Source organism: Burkholderia sp. Bp9012 (genome assembly GCF_003853825.1).
In the GTDB taxonomy this organism is placed as follows: Bacteria; Pseudomonadota; Gammaproteobacteria; order Burkholderiales; family Burkholderiaceae; genus Burkholderia; species Burkholderia diffusa.
In genome coordinates this window covers 29,208-50,596 of record NZ_QTQA01000039.1, presented here as the reverse complement: position 1 = coordinate 50,596, position 21,389 = coordinate 29,208, and the positions used below count along the sequence as shown (strand labels likewise).

The 21,389-nt window shown below is 68.6% G+C and carries 16 protein-coding genes and 1 pseudogene; 8 read left to right on the top strand and 9 right to left on the bottom strand.

What is annotated here, in order from left to right:
• From DIE11_RS33245 to DIE11_RS33230, 3 genes and pseudogenes are all read right to left on the bottom strand, one after another.
• Positions 1-572, bottom strand: a pseudogene (locus DIE11_RS33245) (hypothetical protein); the annotation flags it as partial.
• A gap of 480 nt (positions 573-1,052) precedes the next feature.
• Positions 1,053-2,297 (bottom strand): FAD-binding oxidoreductase, encoded by a 1,245-nt coding sequence (locus DIE11_RS33235; RefSeq protein WP_124629570.1) that lies wholly within the window; start codon positions 2,295-2,297, stop codon positions 1,053-1,055.
• A gap of 67 nt (positions 2,298-2,364) precedes the next feature.
• Positions 2,365-3,144 (bottom strand): ABC transporter substrate-binding protein, encoded by a 780-nt coding sequence (locus tag DIE11_RS33230; protein WP_124629569.1) that lies wholly within the window; start codon positions 3,142-3,144, stop codon positions 2,365-2,367.
• Positions 3,145-3,476: 332 nt separating this feature from the next.
• On the opposite strand from DIE11_RS33230, the gene DIE11_RS33225 reads away from it, so the two are divergent.
• The 5 genes from DIE11_RS33225 to DIE11_RS33205 all read left to right on the top strand — a co-directional run bounded on the left by DIE11_RS33225 (position 3,477) and on the right by DIE11_RS33205 (position 8,825).
• Complete coding sequence (locus DIE11_RS33225; RefSeq protein ID WP_124629568.1) at positions 3,477-4,451, top strand: ornithine cyclodeaminase family protein; 975 nt, start codon at positions 3,477-3,479, stop codon at positions 4,449-4,451.
• Positions 4,448-5,242, top strand: coding sequence for a transcriptional regulator (locus tag DIE11_RS33220; RefSeq protein ID WP_059604541.1), 795 nt, complete (start codon positions 4,448-4,450; stop codon positions 5,240-5,242). The genes DIE11_RS33225 and DIE11_RS33220 overlap by 4 nt, the downstream gene beginning before the upstream one ends.
• Before the next feature lie 195 nt (positions 5,243-5,437).
• The gene (locus DIE11_RS33215; RefSeq protein WP_124629567.1) at positions 5,438-6,169 is read left to right on the top strand and encodes a DsbA family oxidoreductase; all 732 of its coding nucleotides are present in this window, start codon (positions 5,438-5,440) and stop codon (positions 6,167-6,169) included.
• Between the two features lie 121 nt (positions 6,170-6,290).
• Positions 6,291-7,730, top strand: coding sequence for a DHA2 family efflux MFS transporter permease subunit (locus DIE11_RS33210; RefSeq protein WP_124629566.1), 1,440 nt, complete (start codon positions 6,291-6,293; stop codon positions 7,728-7,730).
• 306 nt (positions 7,731-8,036) lie between these two features.
• Positions 8,037-8,825 carry a sulfite exporter TauE/SafE family protein gene (locus tag DIE11_RS33205; RefSeq protein ID WP_124629565.1) on the top strand — a complete coding sequence of 263 codons (789 nt, stop codon included), beginning with the start codon at positions 8,037-8,039 and terminating at the stop codon, positions 8,823-8,825.
• 153 nt (positions 8,826-8,978) lie between these two features.
• Here the strand turns inward: DIE11_RS33205 and DIE11_RS33200 are convergent, their stop codons facing one another.
• From DIE11_RS33200 to DIE11_RS33185, 3 genes are all read right to left on the bottom strand, one after another.
• Positions 8,979-10,814: a S10 family peptidase gene (locus DIE11_RS33200; protein WP_124629564.1), complete on the bottom strand. Its 1,836-nt coding sequence runs from the start codon at positions 10,812-10,814 to the stop codon at positions 8,979-8,981.
• Between the two features lie 610 nt (positions 10,815-11,424).
• The gene (locus tag DIE11_RS33190; protein WP_124629563.1) at positions 11,425-13,515 is read right to left on the bottom strand and encodes a D-(-)-3-hydroxybutyrate oligomer hydrolase; all 2,091 of its coding nucleotides are present in this window, start codon (positions 13,513-13,515) and stop codon (positions 11,425-11,427) included.
• A gap of 236 nt (positions 13,516-13,751) precedes the next feature.
• Positions 13,752-14,117, bottom strand: a complete 366-nt coding sequence (locus tag DIE11_RS33185) for a BON domain-containing protein (protein WP_124629562.1) — start codon at positions 14,115-14,117, stop codon at positions 13,752-13,754.
• Between the two features lie 454 nt (positions 14,118-14,571).
• Here DIE11_RS33185 and DIE11_RS33180 point away from each other — a divergent pair, with 454 nt between their 5' ends.
• The 3 genes from DIE11_RS33180 to DIE11_RS33170 all read left to right on the top strand — a co-directional run bounded on the left by DIE11_RS33180 (position 14,572) and on the right by DIE11_RS33170 (position 17,789).
• A complete protein-coding gene (locus DIE11_RS33180) occupies positions 14,572-16,026 on the top strand; it encodes a TAXI family TRAP transporter solute-binding subunit (RefSeq protein ID WP_124629561.1) in 1,455 nt (484 codons plus the stop codon).
• Positions 16,027-16,133: 107 nt separating this feature from the next.
• The gene (locus tag DIE11_RS33175; protein WP_059604522.1) at positions 16,134-16,772 is read left to right on the top strand and encodes a 2-hydroxychromene-2-carboxylate isomerase; all 639 of its coding nucleotides are present in this window, start codon (positions 16,134-16,136) and stop codon (positions 16,770-16,772) included.
• A gap of 69 nt (positions 16,773-16,841) precedes the next feature.
• On the top strand, positions 16,842-17,789 hold the full coding sequence (locus DIE11_RS33170) for a LysR family transcriptional regulator (protein ID WP_059604519.1): 948 nt from the start codon (positions 16,842-16,844) through the stop codon (positions 17,787-17,789).
• Positions 17,790-17,832: 43 nt separating this feature from the next.
• Here the strand turns inward: DIE11_RS33170 and DIE11_RS33165 are convergent, their stop codons facing one another.
• From DIE11_RS33165 to xdhB, 3 genes are all read right to left on the bottom strand, one after another.
• Entirely contained in the window at positions 17,833-18,234 is a 402-nt protein-coding gene (locus DIE11_RS33165; RefSeq protein WP_124629560.1) for a nuclear transport factor 2 family protein, read from the bottom strand.
• Positions 18,235-18,331: 97 nt separating this feature from the next.
• Complete coding sequence (gene xdhC / locus DIE11_RS33160; RefSeq protein WP_124629559.1) at positions 18,332-19,006, bottom strand: xanthine dehydrogenase accessory protein XdhC; 675 nt, start codon at positions 19,004-19,006, stop codon at positions 18,332-18,334.
• A gap of 1 nt (position 19,007) precedes the next feature.
• The gene (gene xdhB, locus DIE11_RS33155) at positions 19,008-21,371 is read right to left on the bottom strand and encodes a xanthine dehydrogenase molybdopterin binding subunit (protein ID WP_124629558.1); all 2,364 of its coding nucleotides are present in this window, start codon (positions 21,369-21,371) and stop codon (positions 19,008-19,010) included.
• Positions 21,372-21,389: the final 18 nt, after the last annotated feature.

Genomic DNA, 21,389 nt, shown 5'->3' with positions numbered 1-21,389 from the left:
CCCAGTGCACCCGTGACCGTGCCCAGCGCACCGGTCAACGCACCTGCCGGATTGCCGCCACCGAGCGCCCCCGTCACTTGATTGACGACACCCTGAACCGGCGCCAGCGGATTCGCACCGCCGCCCACGTTACCCAGTGCACCCGTGACCGTACCAACCGCATTGCTCAACGTCCCCGTCGCCGTGCCCAGCGCGCCGGCCGGATTGCCGCCGGCGAGCGCCCCCGTCACCTGGTTCACCACGCCTTGAACCGGCGCGAGCGGCGTCACCGTGCCGCCAGCGCCGCCGAGCGCGCCTTGCAGCGCGTTCACCGCGCCAGACAACGCCTGCGCCGGATCGCCCAGCGACGTCTGAATCGCGCCCGACCCGCCCGCCGCCACGGTGATCGAACCCAGCGGTGACGTGCCGGTCGCGGCCAGCCCGATCGAGACGCTGTTCGTCGGCGGATTCACGATTACCTGCGGAAGCGGCAGCGCATCGAGCGTCCCCGCGATAGCCGAACCGGAAGCCAGTACCCCGAACACCGTCGCGACCGACAGCGCCACACCCGTCAATTCAATCTTTTGTCCCATCTTTACCCCATCTCGGTTGGCACTACGTTGATAAAGCATGGGGACGGATTGCACGAAGTGTGCCACCCGGATAAAACGGATTGATTCGTTGGCCTATTGCGGGCCAATAACGGTTTTATATGGATTTCCGGGAAAATAAATGGGTCGCACGGCCACAATAATCTGACGAATGAGACGTCCGGCGCACGGATGTAACGTAACGTTTGCGAGGCCCGAAGTAACGTGTTCCGGTACATTCCGTGCCACATCGGGACGTCCGTTGTGAAAGCGCCGCCGGATTGCCCTGGCAGATCGCCTGCTCCGCATTTCATTTTCATGAAAATGCATTAATAAATTACTTGTTTACCGTTTTTCTTATTTCGTGATTTCTTTCCGATCAATTACGCAGATCATTTCCATCTGCGCGACTGCGGATAATACGGATAACCAAATGAAAAAATGTGACGGCCGCACTGCGGCGGCCGTCGTATCGAAACGCGCTCAGCCGAAGCGCGCGGGTCGGTACGGATGGGGATCGATGTAGGTCGGGTCGCCCGTCATCATCTCGGCGAGCAGACGCCCGGTCGCGGGGCCGAGCGTCAGCCCGTGGTGGCAATGGCCGAACGCGAACCAAAGATGACGATGGCGCGGCGCAGGCCCGATCACCGGCCGCATGTCGGGCGTGCACGGCCGCATCCCGAGCCACGGTGCCGGATCGAGCCGCTCGCCGATGCCGAACGCGTCGCGCGCCAGCGGCTCGGCGCGCGCAAGCTGCACGCCGGTCGGCGGCGCGCCGCGCAACGCGATCTCGACGCCGGTCGTGAGCCGGAGGCGGCCGCCCTCCATCGGTGCGACGACGAACCCCTCCTCGGTATCGCACACGGGCACGTTCAGCGGCGCGCGGGTCGGCCGGTAATGCATGTGATAGCCGCGCTTGGCGCGCAGCGGAATCCGGTAGCCGAGCGGCGCGAACACGTGATCGGACCACGGCCCGAGCGCGACCACGGCCGAGCGGGCCGCGATCGGCCCATGCTCGGTATTGACCCGCCAGCCGTCGTCCACCTGCGCGAGCGTCGCCGCGTCGCCGCGCACGAACGTGCCGCCGTCACGCTCGAACAGCCGCGCGTACGCTTTCGTCAGGCCCCCGGGGCTCGACACGGTCTTCGGGTCCTGCCAGTGGAATGCGCCGCAGAATGCGTCGCCGATGCCGGGCTCGCGTTCGCGCAACGCGCGCGCGTCGAGGACGCTCATCCGCAACCCGTGCGCGGCGGCCACCCGCTGCTGCGCACGCGTTTCCGCGTCGAACAGCGCCGGTGAACGGAACGCCTCGATCCACCCGCCGTCATGCACGAGCGGTTGCGCGTCGGTGCGCGCGAGCAGCGCGTCGTGCTCGACGACGCTCGCCGCGACGAGCGGCAGCATGTCGCGCGCGGCGGCCGCGAGCCGCTGCGGCGACGATTCGCGCCAGAAGCGCGCGAGCCAGCCCGCATACGCGGGCAATGCCTTGTAGTCCCAATAGAGATCGACCGAGCGGTTGCGTGCGTAGCGCAGCAGCGTGCCGAGCCGGCGCGGGAACGCGTACGGCACGACCGACGAGCGCTCGATCAGCCCGGCATTGCCGTGGCTCGTTTCCTCGCCGGGCGCGCGCCGGTCGACGAGCGCGACGCGCAGCCCGCGATCCTGCAGATGCAGCGCCGACGACACGCCGACGATGCCGGCCCCCAGAACGATGACGTCGAAATCCATGCTTCCCCGTACTGCGTCGAGATTCGGTGCGACGCGCGCCGGCACCGCGGCCGGCGCGCGGCCAGGCTTACTTCGCGACGATGTCGCGCTTGAAGTACTTCTGCGACAGCGCACTCAGCGTGCCGTCCTTCTTCAGCGCGTCGAGCGCGCCGACGATCTTCGCCTGCAGCGCCTTGTCGCCCTTGCGCATCCCGAAGCCGGTGCCTTCGCCGAGCGTCGCGGGATCCTTCAGCGCGTCGCCGACGATCTGGTAGTCGCGGCCGGCCGGCTTGTCGAGAAAACCTTCCTGCGCGGTCTGCGCTTCCTGCACGGCCGCGTCGAGACGTCCGGCGACGAGATCGGCATAGATCTGGTCCTGGTCCTGATACGACACGACTGCCACGCCCCCATTCGCCCAGTGCGCCTTGAGGAAATCCTCCTGCGACGAGCCCTGCAGCACGCCGACGTGCTTGCCGCGCAGGCTGGCGGCATCGGGCCGCAGCGGCGAGCCGCGGTGCGCGACCATCACGATCGGCACCACGTAGATCGCCGGCGTGAAGTCGATGCTCTGCTTGCGCTTCGCGGTGATGTTCATCGCCGAATTGATCGCGTCGAACTTGCGCGCCTGCAGCGCCGGGATCAGCCCGTCGAACGCATTCTCGACCCACACGCACTTCATGTTCAGCTTCGCGCACACCGCGTTGCCGATGTCGACGTCGAAGCCCTGCAGCTGGCCGGCCGGCGTCTTGCTCTCGAACGGCGGATACGCTGCTTCGATCCCGAAGCGCAGCGTGGTCTGTTCCGCGTGGGCCGAGACGGCCGCGCACGCAAGCGCCGCGACGGCGCAGAGGGAAAGCTTCCAGTTCATGACGGATGTCCTTCGATTCCGGATTGAGGCGATGAAGACCGGTCATCGTGCGACGGCACGCCGGTCCGCACGCAAAATATAGACTCTTAGTCTACTATAGACTATAGGGGATACGATAATCGCAAGCGCGATGCAGTGATCGAATCGCCACCGCCCGCGCTCCACGCCATTGATTTAGCGTCGTTTTTACCGTTACGCATAGCGCAACCCGGTCCGAAAAAGAAAAACTCGCCAGAATTCTATTGTCTATATTAGACTTTTAGTCCACCACGAACACCGCCGGACACGCTATTTCGAGACTGTCCTGTCCGGCCCCCGACCGGAGAAGTCCCATGACGCAACCCGCCCCGACCCTGCCGCTGGTCGTCGACGAAGCCGCGGTGCGCGCGGCGCTGCCGTCGCTCGACGTGCTCGGCACGCTGCGCCGCATGTTCGCGTCGCTCGCGTCGGCCCGCGCGGTGCAGCCGCCGCAGACCCTCACGCTGTTCCCCGAGCAGGCCGGCGATTTCATCACGTATCTCGGCGCGCTCGCCGACGAGCAGGTGTTCGGCGCGAAGCTGTCTCCGTACGTCGTGACGGGCGGCAAACCCGACGGGAAACCGATCGTCACCGCATGGACGGCGCTGATGTCGATGCGCACCGGCCAGCCGCTGATGTGGTGCGACGCGGGGCTGCTGACGGTCGAGCGCACGGCCGGCACGACGGCGCTCGCGGTCGACTGCCTCGCACCGCGCGACGCGCGCCGGCTCGCCGTGATCGGCACGGGCGCGGTCGGCCTCGCGCATCTGCGCCACACCGCGGCGTTGCGCGACTGGGCATCGATCAGCGTCCATTCGCCCGCGCTCGCCGGCGACCCGACGCTACAGGCGACGCTTGCGCGGATCGATCCGCGGGCCCGTGCGGCCGCCAGCGTCGAGGCGTGCGTGCGCGACGCGGACGTCGTGATGCTGTGCACGTCGTCGGGCACGCCGGTGCTCGCGGACGGCATTCTCACGCGCCCCGCGCTCGTCACGTCGATCAGCACCAACGTCGCGCGCGCGCACGAGATCCCGCCCGCGTGGTTGCCCGACATGGACGTGTACTGCGACTACCGGCACACGACGCCCGCGAGCGCGGGCGAGATGCAGATCGCGGCGGCCGGGCACGGCTGGACGCCCGAGCGGATCGTCGGCGACCTGCCCGCGCTCGTCGCCGGCACGTGCGCGGCGCCGTCGCGCACGCGTCATGCGTTCTTCCGCTCGATCGGCCTTGGGCTCGAGGACATCGCGATCGCGCACGCGCTGTACACGCATCTGACGCGCGCATGAGCAGCACGCGCGCGCGGGGCCGATACAATGGCGCAACCGCCGCGGCGGCAGCGCGCGGGCGCACGGACCAGCCGGTCGACGGCACGCCGGCGCGCCGTGCCGACGCACCGCCCGGCCCCCGCTCACCCGAGATGGCGATTCCGATGCGCAAGAAGCAATCCCCCGTCAAAGACCTGCTGCTCACCCGCTATGCACCGATCGCCGACGGCATCGCGGCGCTGTTCTTCCCATATGCGGAAGTCGTGATCCACGACCTGCACGACCAGACCGTACTGTATCTCGCGAACAACCTGTCGAAGCGCGAGGTCGGCGACGACTCCGCGCTCGAGGAAATCGATCATTCGGCGCGCGAGCGTGTGATCGGTCCGTACGAAAAGCTGAACTGGGACGGCCGGCGGATGCGTTGCGTGAGCAACGTGCTGTTCGACGACGAAGGCCGCCCGGCCGGGATGATGTGCATCAACTTCAACATCGCGGTGTTCGACGACGTCCGCGCGACGCTCGACGTCTTCATCAAGGGCGCGGGCATCGTCGCGCAACCGGACGAGCTGTTCCGCGACGACTGGCAGGAGCGTATCAACACGTTCCTGCACGGCTGGCTGCGCGAGCGGCAGGTCGGCTTGAACGGGCTCACGCGCGAACACCGGCGCGAACTCGTCGAAGCGCTGTACGCGGAAGGCGCGTTCCGTGGCAAGAGCGCCGCGAACTACGTCGCGAACGTGCTCGGGATGGGGCGCGCGACCGTCTACAAGCACCTGAAGCATCTGAAGGAAACGCAGGGCGACGCGTAAGCAGCGCGTGCGGCGAGCGGCGGCGCCGGGCATGCCGTCATCGCCATCGACAATCGCTACCGGTACACACCATGCGTGTCTATGCTTCGTGAAGCGTCCGGGCCGGCCCGTTCCACCCGGGCGAGACGCCGACGGAGCACCGAAGCATAAAATGATATAGTCCCGGTTACATTTATTTGCCGTCCCGGACCGCCCATGACGACCACCCCTGCCCCGACTGCCCGCCCGACCCTGACCGTCGAAATCTGGTCCGACCTGATCTGCCCATGGTGCTGGATCGGCAAGCGCCGCTTCGACGAGGCGCTCGCCGCGTTTGCGCACGCCGAGCACGTCGACGTCGCGCTGCGCGCGTACCGGCTGATGCCGGGCCAGCCGGTCGAACCGGTCGAGGCGATGCTCGCCGGCAAGTACCGGATGTCGCCCGCGCAGGTCGACCAGATGCTGCGCCAGGCGACCGATGCGGCCGCGAGTGTCGGGCTCCGCTACGACCTGCCCGGCACGTTCGTCGGCGACACGCTCGACGGTCACCGGCTCGTGAAGCTCGCGGAAACGACCGGCCGTGCGCATGCACTGACCGAGCGGCTGTACCGCGCGTATTTCTGCGAGCACGGCTCGCTGTTCGACCACGCGGCGCTGATCGACTTCGCGGTCGAAGCGGGGCTCGAGCGCTCGGCCGTCGAAGCCGTGCTGCGCAGCGACGCATACCGTGACGAAGTCGAGGCCGACATCGCGCACGCGGCGCAGATCGGCGGACGCGGCGTGCCGCTGTTCGTGTTCGGCGGCCGTTACGCGGTATCGGGCGCGCAGCCGACCGACGTGTTCACGCAGGCACTCGAGCAGGCGTGGCGCGATAGCGCCATCGTCGAATTCGCCGGCGACGCCGCCGCATGCGGCCCCGACGGCTGCGAACTGCCGCCGCGCGGATAACCTCCCGGCGCCGCGCACCGCCGCTACGCGTCGCTCCTGCCATAAACCGGCAGGAAGCGCGCGCGAATGACGTCTACAATGCAGCCTTTCAAATAACTATCAGAGAGAAGGCGGCCAGCCCATGACCCACGGGATCCACGGCGAGAAGCGCTGGTACGCGCTGATCGTCCTCTGCCTCGGCGTGCTGATGATCGTGCTCGACAGCACGATCGTCAACGTTGCGCTGCCGTCGATCAGCACCGACCTCCATTTCACCGAGACGGCCCTCGTGTGGGTCGTCAACGCATACCTGTTGACGTTCGGCGGCTGCCTGCTGCTCGGCGGCCGGCTCGGCGACCTGTACGGCCAGCGGCGCATGTTCCTCGCCGGCCTCGTCGTGTTCACGCTCGCGTCGCTCGCCTGCGGCCTCGCGCAGTCGCAGACGATGCTGATCGCCGCGCGCGCGGTGCAGGGCTTCGGCGGCGCGATCGTGTCGGCCGTGTCGCTGTCGCTGATCATGAACCTCTTCACCGAACCGGGCGAACGGGCGCGCGCGATGGGCGTCTACGGCTTCGTCTGCGCGGGCGGCGGCAGCATCGGCGTGCTGCTCGGCGGGCTCTTGACGAGCACGCTGTCGTGGCACTGGATCTTCCTCGTCAACCTGCCGATCGGCATCGCGGTCTATGCGATGTGCGTCGCGCTGCTGCCGCGCATGCGCGCGCCGGCCGGCGCCGCGCGGCTCGACGTCGCGGGCGCGATCACCGTGACCGCGTCGCTGATGCTCGCGGTCTACGGGATCGTCGGCGGCAACGAGGCCGGCTGGCTGTCGACGCAGACCGTCGTGCTGATCGGCGCGGCCGTCGTGCTGCTCGCGCTGTTCATCGCGATCGAGGCGCGCGTCGCGCATCCGCTGATGCCGCTCACGCTGTTCGCCGCGCGCAACGTCGCGCTCGCGAACGTGATCGGCGTGCTGTGGGCGGCGGCCATGTTCGCGTGGTTTTTCCTGTCCGCGCTCTACATGCAGCGCGTGCTCGGCTACGGGCCGCTGCAGGTCGGGCTCGCGTTCCTGCCGGCGAACCTGATCATGGCCGCGTTCTCGCTCGGGCTGTCGGCGCGGATCGTGATGCGCTTCGGCATCCGCGGCCCGATCGCGGCCGGCCTGCTCGTCGCGGCCTGCGGCCTCGCGCTGTTCTCGCGCGCGCCGGCGGACGGCAGCTTCGTCTGGCACGTGCTGCCGGGCATGACGCTGCTCGGCATCGGCGCCGGCGTCGCGTTCAATCCGGTGCTGCTCGCCGCGATGAGCGACGTCGACCCGGCCGATTCGGGGCTCGCGTCAGGCATCGTCAACACCGCATTCATGATGGGCGGCGCACTCGGCCTCGCCGTGCTCGCGAGCCTTGCGGCCGCCCGCACCGATGCGCTCGCGGCCGCGCACGCCGCGCCGCTCGACGCGCTGAACGGCGGCTACCACGCGGCCTTCGCGTTCGGTGCGGCGTTCGCCGCCGCCGCCGCGCTGATCGGCCTTGCGCTGCGCATCCGGCCGCAGAACGGCGTCGAAGGCGTCGGCCCCGCGATGCACTGACCGTCGGCAGGCGGCGCCGGTCGCCGGCATCGCACCGGGACGCGCACTGTCGCGCCCTTTTTTGCGCGCGCCGGGGCGCGGCGCGCATTCCCGATTCGTCATACCTTTCGGGCCGATCGCGTAATCGGCCCCGCCGTCGATCGAACGCCCGTTTCACGCCCCGCCAGCCGCCCGCCGCACGGGCCTTCGCGGCCGATTTTTAACGCAGTCGTACATCCACCCGCCACATTTGCGACAATGGCGGACTTTGACGCGCGCGCAGTGGCCGCGCGCCGCCGCCGAACGCCGCATAACCGCCTGCTTCCGATGTCGCTTCCCCATATCGATCTGCTGTACTCCCTGTCCGGCCTGTTCGTCGGCATCCTCGTCGGCCTGACGGGCGTCGGCGGCGGTTCGCTGATGACACCGATCCTCGTGCTGCTGTTCGGCGTCCACCCGGCGACAGCGGTCGGCACCGACCTGCTGTACGCGGCCGCGACCAAGGCGACCGGCACGCTCGTCCACGGCCTGAAGGGGTCGATCGACTGGCGTATCACGGGCCGGCTCGCGGCCGGCAGCGTCCCGGCCGCGGCGCTCACGCTGTGGTGGCTGCACACGCACGGGATGAACACGCCGGGCACCGCGCGCATGATCCAGCTCGTGCTCGGCATCGCGCTGCTGCTCACGTCGCTTGCGCTGATCTTCCGTCCGCAATTGACCGCGTTCGCCGCGCGCAACCCGCTCGCGCCGAGCCCTGCGCGCACGCTGTGGTCGACCGTGCTGACGGGCGCCGTGCTCGGCGTGCTCGTGTCGATGACGTCGGTCGGCGCCGGCGCGATCGGCGTCACCGTGCTGCTGCTGCTGTACCCGACGCTCGCGACCACGCGCATCGTCGGCTCCGACATCGCGCACGCGGTGCCGCTCACGCTCGTCGCGGGCATGGGCCACTGGCTGCTCGGCTCGGTCGACTGGTCGATGCTGCTGTCGCTGCTGCTCGGCTCGCTGCCCGGCATCGTTATCGGCAGCCTGCTGTCGGCGCGCGCGCCCGAGCGGCTGCTGCGCAACCTGCTCGCCGCGACGCTCGTCGCGGTCGGCGTGCGGCTCGTGCTCGCGTAGGCGCCGCCGGGCGCCTCCTTCAGCCGCCGGCATCGCCATGCACTGAAAAAACAGCCCGACCGGCCTGCGCCGATCGGGCTGTCGTCCATCCGGGGCCTCGCGAACCCGCACCGCCCGGCGCAAGGCCGGACCGTGCGGGCCGCAACGCGATGCTTACTGCCCCTGCTGCTTCAACTGTTGCTGCTTGAGCTGCTGCGTGCGCGCCTGCAGCTTCAGCACGCGCTGCAGTGCGGTGCGATTCGCGAGGATGCCGTCGTAGAAGTTGGCGAGATCGCCCTTCAGCGCGGTCCGCGACGCGTCGTTCAGGTAGATCATGTGGCCCGACGGGTAGTTCTTGATCGTCAGGTTCTGCGCCTTGAGCGTCGGATCGAGCGCCATCTGCGCGAGCGTCAGCTCGGTCTGGTGGAACGGCGTGACCGCATCGAAATAACCGTTCGCCGACAGCACCTTCAGGTCCGGGTTCACGCTCATCGTCGCCGCCAGGTCGCCGGCCGTGTACAGCGTATTGCCGCCGCCCTTGTTCGCGCCGGTCGGGTCCGTGTGGCTGAAGTCCCAGTTGTTGAACACCTGGTCGTTCAGGTCCACGAACGACGACGTCGACGTGTACTTGAGGTCGGTGTTGATGTAGCTGTTCCACAGCACCGTGTACGCGCCGCCGACGTTCGTGATCGACGGATCGTTGCTGCCCGAGTTCGGCAGGATGTACGGCGCGATGCCCTTGCCCGTGAAGTTCGCGCGACCGTCGTACTGGCCGATCTGCGTGCCCGGCACGAGCGTCAGGAAGAACGTGTACGGCGGGTTGTCGTCCGACGACGGCACGTTGCCTAGCGCGGCCGGGTTGCCGAACGTCTGGATCAGCGACGTCGGATCCGTGCCGATGTACGAGCCCATCTGCTGCGCGGTCTGCAGGTTCAGGTTCAGGCGCACGTTCACGAAGCCGCCGTCCTGCGGATTCGGCTTCTGCGCGAGCGGCGCGAGCGTGTTGTCCGCATAGTTGCGGGCCTGCACCATGTACGCGTCGAGATCGGTCGGCGTCGGGTTGAGCGTCGTCTTCTTCCAGTAGAACGCGTCGGCCGCGAGCGTCGGGAAGGTGCCCGGCGCGGACAGCGCGTTCGCGTAGTCGAGAATCGACGATTGCAGCGTGATCCCGTTCAGGTCGATGCCGTCCTCGTGCAGCACCCACGATACGACCGCGCTGCGCGCCGTGCCGTACGACTCGCCATACAGGAACTTCGGCGAGTTCCAGCGCGAGTACTTGGTCAGGTAGCGCTGGATGAAGCGGTCGATCGAGTGCGCGTCCTGATCAGTGCCCCAGAAGTCCTTGTTCTTCGCCGGGGCGATCGCCGCCGAGTAGCCGGTGCCGACCGGGTTGATGAACACGAGGTCGGTGCGGTCGAGCAGGCTGTCCGGGTTGTCGAGCAGCTTGTACGGGGCCGGCGGCGTGAAGTTCGGGAACGACGACTGCAGGCGCTTCGGCCCGTACGAGCCGAGCAGCAGGTAGACCGACGACGAGCCGGGGCCGCCGTTGTAGAAGAACGTGACCGGGCGCGGCTTCGACGGGTCCGGGTTGTCCTGCGTGTACGCGACGTAGAACATCTTCGCGTTCGGCGCCGACGTGATCGGATCGATCGTGGTCAGGTGGCCCGTGGTGGCCGTGTAATGGACTGTCTTGCCGCCAATCGTGACCTGGCGGTGCACGACCGCGGCCCCTTCGGTCGAATCCGTGACCGCGTCGTTCGGCCCGGTGCCGTATACGTCGTTGTCGACGTACGGCTGGTCGGCCGGGACGGCGGCCGTTGCATTGGCGGTGGCCGCCGTGCTGCCGTTCGACGTCGTCGCGGCCGCCGCGGTGGCGGCGGTCGGGCCGGACCCGTCGTCGCCGCCGCACCCCGTGACGAGCAGCGCCGCGGCCGCGGCTGCGGCGAGCGGCACGCTCAGTGTCGTTCCAAATAGCGCGAAACCGTCTTTCAAGGACTTCAGTGTCGTCATTATTGCCTCTCGAACAGAACGATAAATACCGCCGGTCGCAAAGGATCATTTGCGCCGGCGCTCCGCACCGGGAGCGCATTCGTTTTGCGATGCACTCCGAGTTTTTTACCGGATCGGCGAATACCGACCGGCACGATTTACCCCACCCATATTCCTCGACCGCACAATGGAATCAATTCCATTGCAAACGACGATTCAATAATGCCCGGCAATGCGAATTCCGCCCCGTCATCCGCATGCGCCAGAAACAGCAAGCAAAAGCATTCCCCGCGAAGCCCACCAGAAAAGGCGCCTTCGCCTCCAAGAGACGAACGACCCCCTCGGCGAAATGCCGATCAATCGCAAAGCGGCGACGAATCGCAGCTCGAGCCGATTTAATAAAATCGAAAGGATCGATTAACTATACGGAAAGGAATATTGTCTTTACGGTAATTTATTAAATTAAGTGAAAATATCGGCGCATAATAGATTCCGGGTTTTACGTCGTAAAGTAATAATTTGTTACAGCGCGTGCCATTCCGAAAAAGGCCAGTGCGGGACCGATTCCAGGTGCCGAAAATAAAAAAGCCGGACGAGTGTCCGGCTTCCGTATCGCGGCGCGGCGGCGCCGTCAGAGCGGCACGTCGATCGCGCCAGCGCCGGTCGTGATCGTGTTCGCGCCGGGGGACGCCGAGATCGGCGGCAGGTTCGCGCTCGTCAGCGCCGGCGCGGCGCCCGGCGTGCCGCCGCGCGGCACCGTGCGGATCACCTGCGACGGCGGCAGCGCGGCACCGCTCTTCAGGTGCCGCCACATCAGGTTCAGCGCCTGCAGATTGTAGTAGTGGACCGGCACGAAGCGCGTGTCGAAGCCCGCGACGGGCAGGAACGCATCGAAGTGCTGTCCGTTCGTCACCTCGTAGAACACGAGCTGGCTGCGGCCGCCTTCGCTGATGCCGTTCTGCGCGACGTATGCGCGCGACGCATGATTCACGGGCACGAGCGCGTCGCTGCGGCCCTGCACGATGATCGCGGGCTTGCCCTGCAGGTTCGCGTTCACGCGCACTGCGTCGACGTTCGCCGGCATGTCGAGCATCCCGTTGGTCCACAGCTGCCGCAGGCACAGCGCGCCCGCGAAACTCGCGTCGGGCGTCGCGAGCCGGTGGTCGACACCCGCGCCGGTGTTGAACACGAGACTGACGCCGGCGGTCGGCGGGACGCCGTTGCCGAGACCGAACACGGCCGGCATCGGCGACGTAGCGGGCGGCGCGACCGCGCCCGTCGCCGCGCTGGTGGTCGCGAAGCTGAAATTGCACAGGTTGTCGGTCACGCGCGAGCGCGTGTACGCGTTCGCATAGGTGACCGCGATCGCAGGAATCGCCTGCGAATCCCACATCGGCGCCTGCAGCAGGTCGGAATCGGCGAGATAGCCGGCCGCATGCAGTTGCGCGAGCGCGTCGGCGGCCTGGCTTTGTGTATCGGCACCCGACACGAGCCCCGCCGCGGCGAGCGTCGCGCAGCGCTGCGTGCGGATCGACTGCGTGGTGGCGGCCGGCAGCGCGCTCAGGTACGGCGCGCCCGCGAGCGACGCCGATGCGGCCGCGCACGGCTCCAGCAGGTTCGCGAGCGTCGCGTAGTCGGCCAGCGGCCGGCCGAACGACGGCACCGGCTGGCCGCCCTCGCGCACGACCGCGTTCGGCGCCATCCGCACGTTGACCTGCGGCTCGCCGACCACGACCGCGGTGATCCAGCGACGCGTGTCCTGCTCGGCCGCCGCGAGCGCCGCGCCGCCGCCGTTGCTGACGGACGCGGCGATCGTCGTGATGTCGCCCGGGCGGTAGCGCACGCCGTGATGCGAGCTGTCGAGCAGCGGCCCGAACTGCTCGTTGAGTGCCCAGTACGCGAATTCGACCGACTGCAGCGTCACATGCCCCCAGTCCTGTTCGGGATTCTGCTGCGAATGCGCGTGCTTGAACGCGTAGCGGTTCGGGAAGCGGCTGTTGAAGGCGGCCAGGTCGCCGCTCGTCACGTTGGCGGTAAAGAGACTGGCGTTGCCGGCGAGCACGGCGTCGGCGAGCGTGCCGTCAATCAGCGTGATCGTGTCGGAGCCGAGTTCGTGCGCGCCGTTGCCGCCGCCCTTGTCGTTGTATGCGACCGCGCAGCCGCGCTTGAGGCCCCACTCGCCGGCCGCCGAAATCGCGCCGTACACGCCGCGCGAACCGGACGACGTCGCCGTGACGATGCACGGCTGCGCGGGATCGAAACCCGCGGGCACCTGCACGAGCAGCGTCACGTTCTTGCGGCCGCTGCCGTCGTCGGAATACGCGAGATATTCGGTGCCGGGGATCTTGCCTTCGCCGAGCGTGTCGTTGCCGTCGAGATCGACGTTCGGCCCCCAGAAACGGCCGTAGCCGCCATTGACGCTCATGTCGACGAGCGCGCGGTAGTTCGACCAGATCGCGACCCGGCGCAGCTCGGCGCTCGTCGGCCGGGACGGATTCGCGAACGCGGGCGCGCTGGCGGCGGCGAGCCCGGTCTTGCCGAGGCCGGCCGTCAGCAGATCGTCGCTCGTGCCGTCATAGGCGGTCGTGCGCACGCTGCCGGACACGAAACCCGGCAACCGGTTGCGCTCGCCCGAATCGTCACCGTTGCAGGCACCGAGCATCGCGACCGCGACCAGCGCCGCGCCCAAGAGAATCCGACTGCCCCACCCGTGCGTCGTCATTGCCGCCCTCTCGATATCGTTATCGGTCCGCCGCTGCGTCGTGCGCGGCTCACGGCCTCTGAAGAACGCGGGGCCGTCCAGCGCTTTCCGTCCCGAAGGAAGTCCCTTGGGGATACCCGTTCGGGGGGGCCTGGCGCAAAGCGGCAGGCCCAAGGCATTCTAAAGCGCAAACGGGCCCCGGTACGCCGGGGCCCGCCGCAAGCGGGCGCGCGGCGCTGGCGCGCCGCCGCCCGGCATCATTGCTGCTGGACCGTCAGCTTGTTCGTGACCGACGTCACGCCCTGCACGCTCTTCGCTGCCTCTTCCGCCTTGTCGATCTGTGCCTGGTCGGGCACCGTGCCCTCCAGCGAGATCGCGCCGCCCTTCGAGCGCACGACGAGGTTCGCCACGTCGATGCCGCCTGCCTTCGTAATTGCCTTGCGCACCGCGTAGCCGAGCTTGCGGTTCGCCTTCTTCGCGGTCTTGGCCGCGGCCTTCGGCGAGCTCGCTGCCGCAGCCGGCGCCTCGGTTGCCGCCGCATCGCTCGACTGCGCATATACGCTGCCCGACAGACAGGCAGCCACGGCCGCAACACCCAACGCTCTCAACACGATCGACTTCATGCTATCTCCTTATGACTTCGGAACGGCCGCGCACAGTACGGCCGGATACCCCCAAAGGCAGCCGGCCCGCGCGCGAACGGGCGGGACGGCCGATGATTTCCACGGCGATGCGAGAGAGGCGACGCGGGCCGGCGACCGGCGCACGCGAATGCGGGCCGGCCGGGCCGGACAGCCGCCGGCCGGACGCGCCCGGTCTCATTGCGTGCCGGGTCGCGCGCGAATCGGTCGCGGCTGCGACGCACAATGTAATCCAGCGCCCGCCGAAGCGCAAAGCTTTTGACGCGCGACCACCCGGCGGCCGCGGGCTCGCGCGCCCGAGTCCGCGGCCGCGCCACGGGGCCGGACTCGCGCATGCCGGGCGAAACCGGGTACCATCGCCGCCAGAACCTGCATCGCGTACATCGTCCGTGACGCGCGTCACCGACGCGTCACGCCCGTGTCATCCGTCGACTCCATGAAGCCAGCCAGCCCTCGCCCGCCCCGCCGCATCCTCGCCCGCTTCGTCGCGGTGTCGTGGCGCGACCTCGCGCTGTCGATCGGCCCCACCGTGCTGCTCGCGGTCGCGGCGGTCTGGCTCGCGGTCAAGCTGATCCAGCCGGCGCCGCCGTCCACGCTCGTGATTTCGTCCGGTCCGCCCGGCAGCACCTACTGGAACGCCGCGCAGAAATACAAGGCGATCCTCGCGAAGAACGGCGTCACGCTCGACGTCCAGTCATCCGAAGGATCCGCGCAGAACCTCGAGCGGCTGTCGAACCCGAACGCGCCGGTCGACGTCGGCTTCGTGCAGAGCGGCATCGGCCCGAAGGAGCGCGACGAGCACCTGGTATCGCTCGGCAGCATCGGCTACGTGCCGCTCGCGATCATGTACCGCGGCCCGGTGGTCGCGCGCCTGTCCGACTTCAAGGGCAAGCGGCTCGCGCTCGGCGCCGAAGGCAGCGGCGCGCGCGAATTGAGCCTCGCGCTGCTGAAGATGAACGGCATCGTGCCGGGCGGCTCCACCGAGCTGCTGCCGACGGCCGGCGAGGACGCGGCAACCGCGCTGCTCGACGGCAGGATCGACGCCGCATTCCTGTCCGGCGACTCGACGCAGATCCCGGTCATGGCGAAACTGTTCCGCGCGCCCGGCGTGCACGTGTACTCGTTCACGCAGGCCGAGGCGTACGCGCGGCGCTTCCCGTACCTGACCGCGATCACGCTGCCGATGGGCGTCTACGATCTCGGCCGCAACCTGCCGCCCGCCGACATCCATACGGTCGCGCCGACGATCGAGCTGGTCGCGCGCGACTCGCTGCACCCCGCGTTGTCCGACCTGCTGATCGAGGCCGCGCGCGAGGTGCACGGCCACGCGACAATCCTGCAGCACGCGGGCGAATTCCCGTCGGCCGTCACGCGCGGCTTCCCGCTGTCCGACGACGCGGCGCGCTATTACAAGTCGGGCAAGACCTTCCTGTACCGGCGGCTGCCGTTCTGGGTCGCGAGTCTCGTCGACCGGCTGCTGGTCGTGGTGGTGCCGCTGATCGTCGTGCTGATCCCCGGGCTGCGGCTGGTGCCGTCGCTGTATGGCTGGCGCGTACGTTCGCGTATCTACCGCTGGTACGGCGCGCTGATCGCGCTCGAGCGCCGCGCGCTCGGCGAGCATACGGCCGAGGAGCGCGTCCATCTGCTCGACGAGCTCGACGACATCGAGGAAGCCGTGAACCGGATGAAGATGCCGCTCGCGTATGCGGGGCAGTTCTACGTGCTGCGCGAGCACATCGGCTTCGTGCGCGAGCGGCTCACCGCGCACGACCACGACGCCGCGTCCGGCACGTCGGGCACACCCGGCGCCGGCGGCCTCGCGGCGGCGCGCGGCGGCGCGGCCGCGTCGCCGGCCGGCGAGCCCCCTCGGGCGACTCCCGGTTCCGCATGAGCGGCCGATCCACGATCATTGCTGCATACGCGCGGCTGCATCCGCGCGCCGCCGCTTAACATGAAGGCCGCCGCGAGGCGCACACGCCCCATTCTCTGGAGATCGCCATGACAACCGGCCTCGACACTGCCCAACCCGCCTGGTTCTTCGACTTCGTGTCGCCGTTCTCCTACCTGCTGCTCGAACAGCACGACAAGTGGCCGGACGTGCCGTTCGACCCCGTCGCCGTGTCGCTGCCCGACCTGCAGCGCCACTGGGGACAGCGCCCGAGCGCCGACGTGCCGGCCAAGCGCATGTTCACGTACCGCCATGCGCTGTTTCGCGCCGAACAGCTCGGCATCCGCTTCAAGATGCCGCCCGCGCATCCGTTCGACACCGACAAGGTGCTGCGCCTCGCGATCGCGCTGCGCGCCGACATCGCGACCGTGCTCGAAATGTTCCGCTTCATCTGGCACGACGGCAACGATCCGTCGACGCCGGACGGGTTCGCCGCGCTGTGCGAGCGCGTCGGCGTCGGGCACGGTGACGAGTTGATCGAATTCGAGGAAACGAGCGCGCAGTTGCGCCGCAACACCGACGACGCGATCGCGCTCGGCGTGTTCGGCGTGCCGACGTTCTGGATGAACCAGCAGCTGTTCTGGGGCGAGGACGCGCTGCCAATGGTGCTGTACTGCGCGCGCACGCCGAACTGGCTCGAATCGCGCGAGGTCAAGCGGATCAGCACGCTGCCGAAGGGGCGCGCGTGATGGCCGGTATCACGCACCGCGACACGTGGCTGCGGTAAGGTTACGCTTCTCCCGAATCACCGCGCACCAATGGAAGACGACGACCGTACCGCCTCGCTCGATATCTGGCTCGTGCGCGTATTGCGCACGCTGCTGCTCGAGCGCAGCGTCACGCAGACCGCACTGCGGCTGAACCAGACCCAGCCCGCGATCAGCACCGCGCTGCGCAAGCTGCGCGAGACGCTGAACGACCCGATTCTCGTGCGCGGCAAGTCCGGGATGGTGCCGACCGAGTACGGCGCGTCGCTGCTCGGCGCGGCGTCGCGCGCGCTGCGCGAGGTCGACTTCATCGCGACGCCGCACGGCGACTTCGACCCGTCGTCGGCGCGGCGCACGTTCCGCGTCGCCGCGCCCGACTACCTGAACGATTTCTTCATGCCGACGCTGATCGAACGCTTTCGCGACGCGGCGCCGCATGCACATCTGGAAATCGACTCGCTGAATCCCGCGCTCGATCATGCGGAGGCGCTCGAATCGGGCGCGCTCGATCTCGTGATCGGCAACTGGCCGAAGCCCGACCCGCGGTTCGCGCGCCAGGACCTGTTCTCCGACACGATCGTGTGCCTGATGCGCGATGCGCATCCGCTCGCCCGTGCACCGCTGACGCGCGAAGCGTACGCGTCGGCCGCGCACGTCGCGCCGACGCCCTACACCGGCGACAAGCGAAACGCGATCGAGATCGGCCTCGCACGCGCGCGCCTCACGCGGCGGATCGTGACGACGCTGCCGTATTTCGGGATCGTGCCGCAGGTGCTGCTGCAGTCGGACCTGATCTTCACGACGACGCGCCGCTTCGCGACGCACTATGCGCAACTGCTGCCGCTCGTCGTCGTCACGCCGCCCGTGCCGTTCCCGCGCATCAAGAGCTACCTGCTCACGCACCCGCACCCCGATCGCCCGACCGACATCGCGTGGCTGTGCGCGCTGATGCAGAGCGTGTCCGACGAGCTGACTGCCGCACGCGGCCGCAAGCGGTGACACCGCGCGGCACGGCCTGCGCGCGACGACGCAGCCCCGCCGCTCAGGCCGTGCAGAAGGTTTCCTGCAGATGCGTCCAGCGCACGATGCCTGCCGCGTCGCGCGCGAACACGGCGGTCGCGCGACGCGCGGGCAGTTCGCCCGATGCCGCATGCTGCGCTTCGAGATAGGTGAGCACCGCATGCGATGCGTCGGCCGCGAGCACGCGGATGTCCGACAGCGCGATGCGCAGCCCCGGCTTCGCGCCGCCGAGCCTCGCGAACAGTGCACGCGTGCCGTCGCGGTCGAGCGCGTGGCCGTCGGTCATGATCATCGTGAAATCGGCGGAAAAAGGTGCAATCAGCGCCTCGAGCGCCGCGGGTGAAGTATCGGTGCCGGACAGCCAGCGCTCGATGTCGACGACGCTTGCATCGAGTGCGTCGAGATAGACCTGGGGATCGGACATGGTGCCTGCACGAAAAGACGCGCGGCCCGATGCCGCGCGATCCGTGCAGTGTAGGCAAAAACCGGCGGACGTGCGTCGGGCGTGCCGGCCCGCGTCGTCACCGCGCGCAGCTCACGTCGTCGCGCACGCGCCCCGCCGCGGCCGCCTTCGCATCGGCCACCGGCATGCCCGAGCGGGCCTGCAGCAGTTCCGCGCAGACGGCCACCGCGATCGCGCCGGGCGCCTTGTCGACGATGCCCGCGATGCCGATCGGGCACACCATCTCCGCGAGCCGCGCCGGATCGACGCCGCGCGCCGCGAGCCGGCGCTCGAACTTCACGCGCTTGGTGCGCGAACCGATCATCCCGAAGTACGCGAAGTCGCGCCGCCGCATGATCTGCGCGGCGAGCGAGAAATCGAGCGCATGATTGTGCGTCATCACGAGAAAGTACGCGCCGGGCGGCGCCGCGTCGACAACGGCCTCCGGCGTGTCGGTCGATTCCGGCTGCACGTTCGGCGGACATTCGTCCGGGAACAGCTCGTCGCGCGTGTCGACCCACTGCACGACGCACGGCAGTGCGCCGAGCAGCGTGACCAGCGCATGACCGACGTGCCCCGCGCCGAACAGCACGACGTGCATCGGCGGCTGCGCCGCGCTCGCGCGGTTGCGCCGGCCGGTGCCCGGTGCGAACGTCTCGATCGACGGCGCGTTGTCGCACGCGCCGTTGCAACCGGCGGCGGGCGCATGCGACGCGGCATGCTGCGAGCGCAGTGAGCATGGGGGCCGGTTCATATCAGCCTGCCCGCGCGGCGCCCGCCGCGCGCACCGCATTCACCGCACGCAGGATCGACTCGCCGGTGGCCGGCGCGTCGAGCGGCGGATTCACCCGGTAGTCGCCGACCGCGGCAATCGCGTCGCGCACCGCGAAGAACACCGAGAACGGCAGCAGCAGCGGCGGCTCGCCGACGGCCTTCGACCGGTGGATGCTGTCCTCGACGTTGCGGTTCTGGAACAGCCGCACGTTGAACTCGGGCGGCGTGTCGTTGACGGTCGGAATCTTGTACGTGGACGGCGCGTGCGTCATCAGCTTGCCACCCGCGTTCCACCACAGCTCCTCGGTCGTGAGCCAGCCCATCCCCTGGATGAATGCGCCTTCGACCTGGCCGATGTCGAGTGCCGGGTTCAGCGAAGCGCCCACGTCGTGCAACGCGTCGACGCGCAGCGTGCGCATCTCGCCCGTCAGCGTGTCGATCACGACTTCCGACACGGCCGCGCCGTACGAGTAGTAGTAGAACGGCCGGCCCTGCAGCTTCGACTGATCCCAGTGCAGCTTCGGCGTCGCGTAGAAACCGTCGGACCACAACTGCACACGTGCAAGGTAGGCCTTCGCGATCACTTCGCCGAACGGCACGCCGTGGCCGCCGACCCACACGACATCGTTGCCGAACTTCACGTCGGCCGCATCGATCTTGCCGTCGCCGAACTGCTTCGCCGCGAACGCCGCGAGGCGCTCGCGTAGCTGGCGCGCCGCATCCTGCGCGGCCTTGCCGTTCAGGTCGGAGCCCGTCGACGCGGCCGTCGCGGACGTGTTCGCGACCTTGCTCGTGTCGGTCGCCGTCACGCGGATCCGGCCGAAGCGGATGCCGAGCTCGTGCGCGACCACTTGCGCGACCTTCGTGTTGAGCCCCTGCCCCATCTCCGTGCCGCCGTGGTTCACGAGCACCGAGCCGTCGGTGTAGATGTGCACCAGCGCGCCGGCCTGGTTGAAGTGCGTGACGTTGAACGCGATGCCGAACTTCACCGGCGTGAGCGCGATGCCCTTCTTCAGCACCGCGTTGCGTGCGTTGAATTCGCGCACGCCCGCGCGCCGTGCGCGGTAGTCGCTCGTCGTTTCGAGTTCGCCGAGCAGTTCATGCAGCACGTTGTCCTCGACCGTCTGCCCGTAAGGCGTCACGTTGCGTTCGGTCTTGCCGTACAGGTTCGCGTAGCGCACGTCGAGCGGATCGCGGCCGAGCGAGCGCGCGACGTCGTCGAGGATGTATTCGATCGCGAACGCGCCCTGCGGGCCGCCGAAGCCGCGGAACGCGGTGTTCGACTGCGTGTTGGTCTTGCCGCAGTAGCCGGCGATGTCGACGTCGCCGAGCCAGTACGCGTTGTCGAAGTGGCACACCGCGCGCGTCATCACCGGGCCCGACAGGTCCGCCGAGAAGCCGCAGCGCGACGTCATGTCCAGGGCGACGCCATCGAGGCGGCCGTCGTCGTCGTAGCCGACGTCGAAGCGGTAATGGAAATCGTGCCGCTTGCCGGTGATCATCATGTCGTCGTCGCGGTCCGGACGCAGCTTCACCGGGCACAGCAGCTTCCAGGCGGCGAGCGCCGCGCAGCACGCGAACAGGCCCGACTGCGATTCCTTGCCGCCGAACCCGCCGCCCATCCGGCGGCATTCGACCAGCACGTTGTGCGACGCGACGCCGAGCACGTGCGCGACGAGATGCTGCATCTCGCTCGGGTGCTGCGTCGAGCAATACACATGCATCCCGTCGTCGTCCTTCGGCACCGCGTAGGCGATCTGACCTTCCAGGTAGAACTGCTCCTGGCCGCCGAGCAGCATCTCGCCCGACTCGCGATGCGGCGCGGCGGCGAGCCGCGCGGCCGCGTCGCCGCGCGCGAGCTTCAGCGGCGGGATCACGTAGGTTTCGGCCTTGCGCGCATCCTGCGCGGTCAGGATCGCGGGCAGCTCCTCGTAGTCGACCTGCGCGCGGCGCGCGGCGAGCCGCGCGATTTCGTGCGACGTCGCGACGACGATGAACATCGGCTGGCCGACGAACTGCACGATGCCCTTGGCGAGCACCGGGTCGTCGTGGATGATCGGGCCGCAATCGTTGACGCCGGGGATGTCGTCGGCCGTGAACACGGCGACCACGCCGGGCGTCGCGCGCACCGCGTCGAAGTTCATCGACACGATCTTCGCGTGCGGCTTCGCGGACAACCCGAGCGCCGCGTGCAGCGTGCCCGCGACGAGCGGGATGTCGTCGGTGTAGGTCGCGCGCCCGCTCACGTGCAGGTGGGCCGATTCGTGCGCGCGCGAGACGTGCACCTGCGCGGCGTCGGCCTGCGGGTCGAGGGTGTTCAGGAACGGTTCTGCTTGCTGGTTCATCTTCGGTGTTCTCCGTCT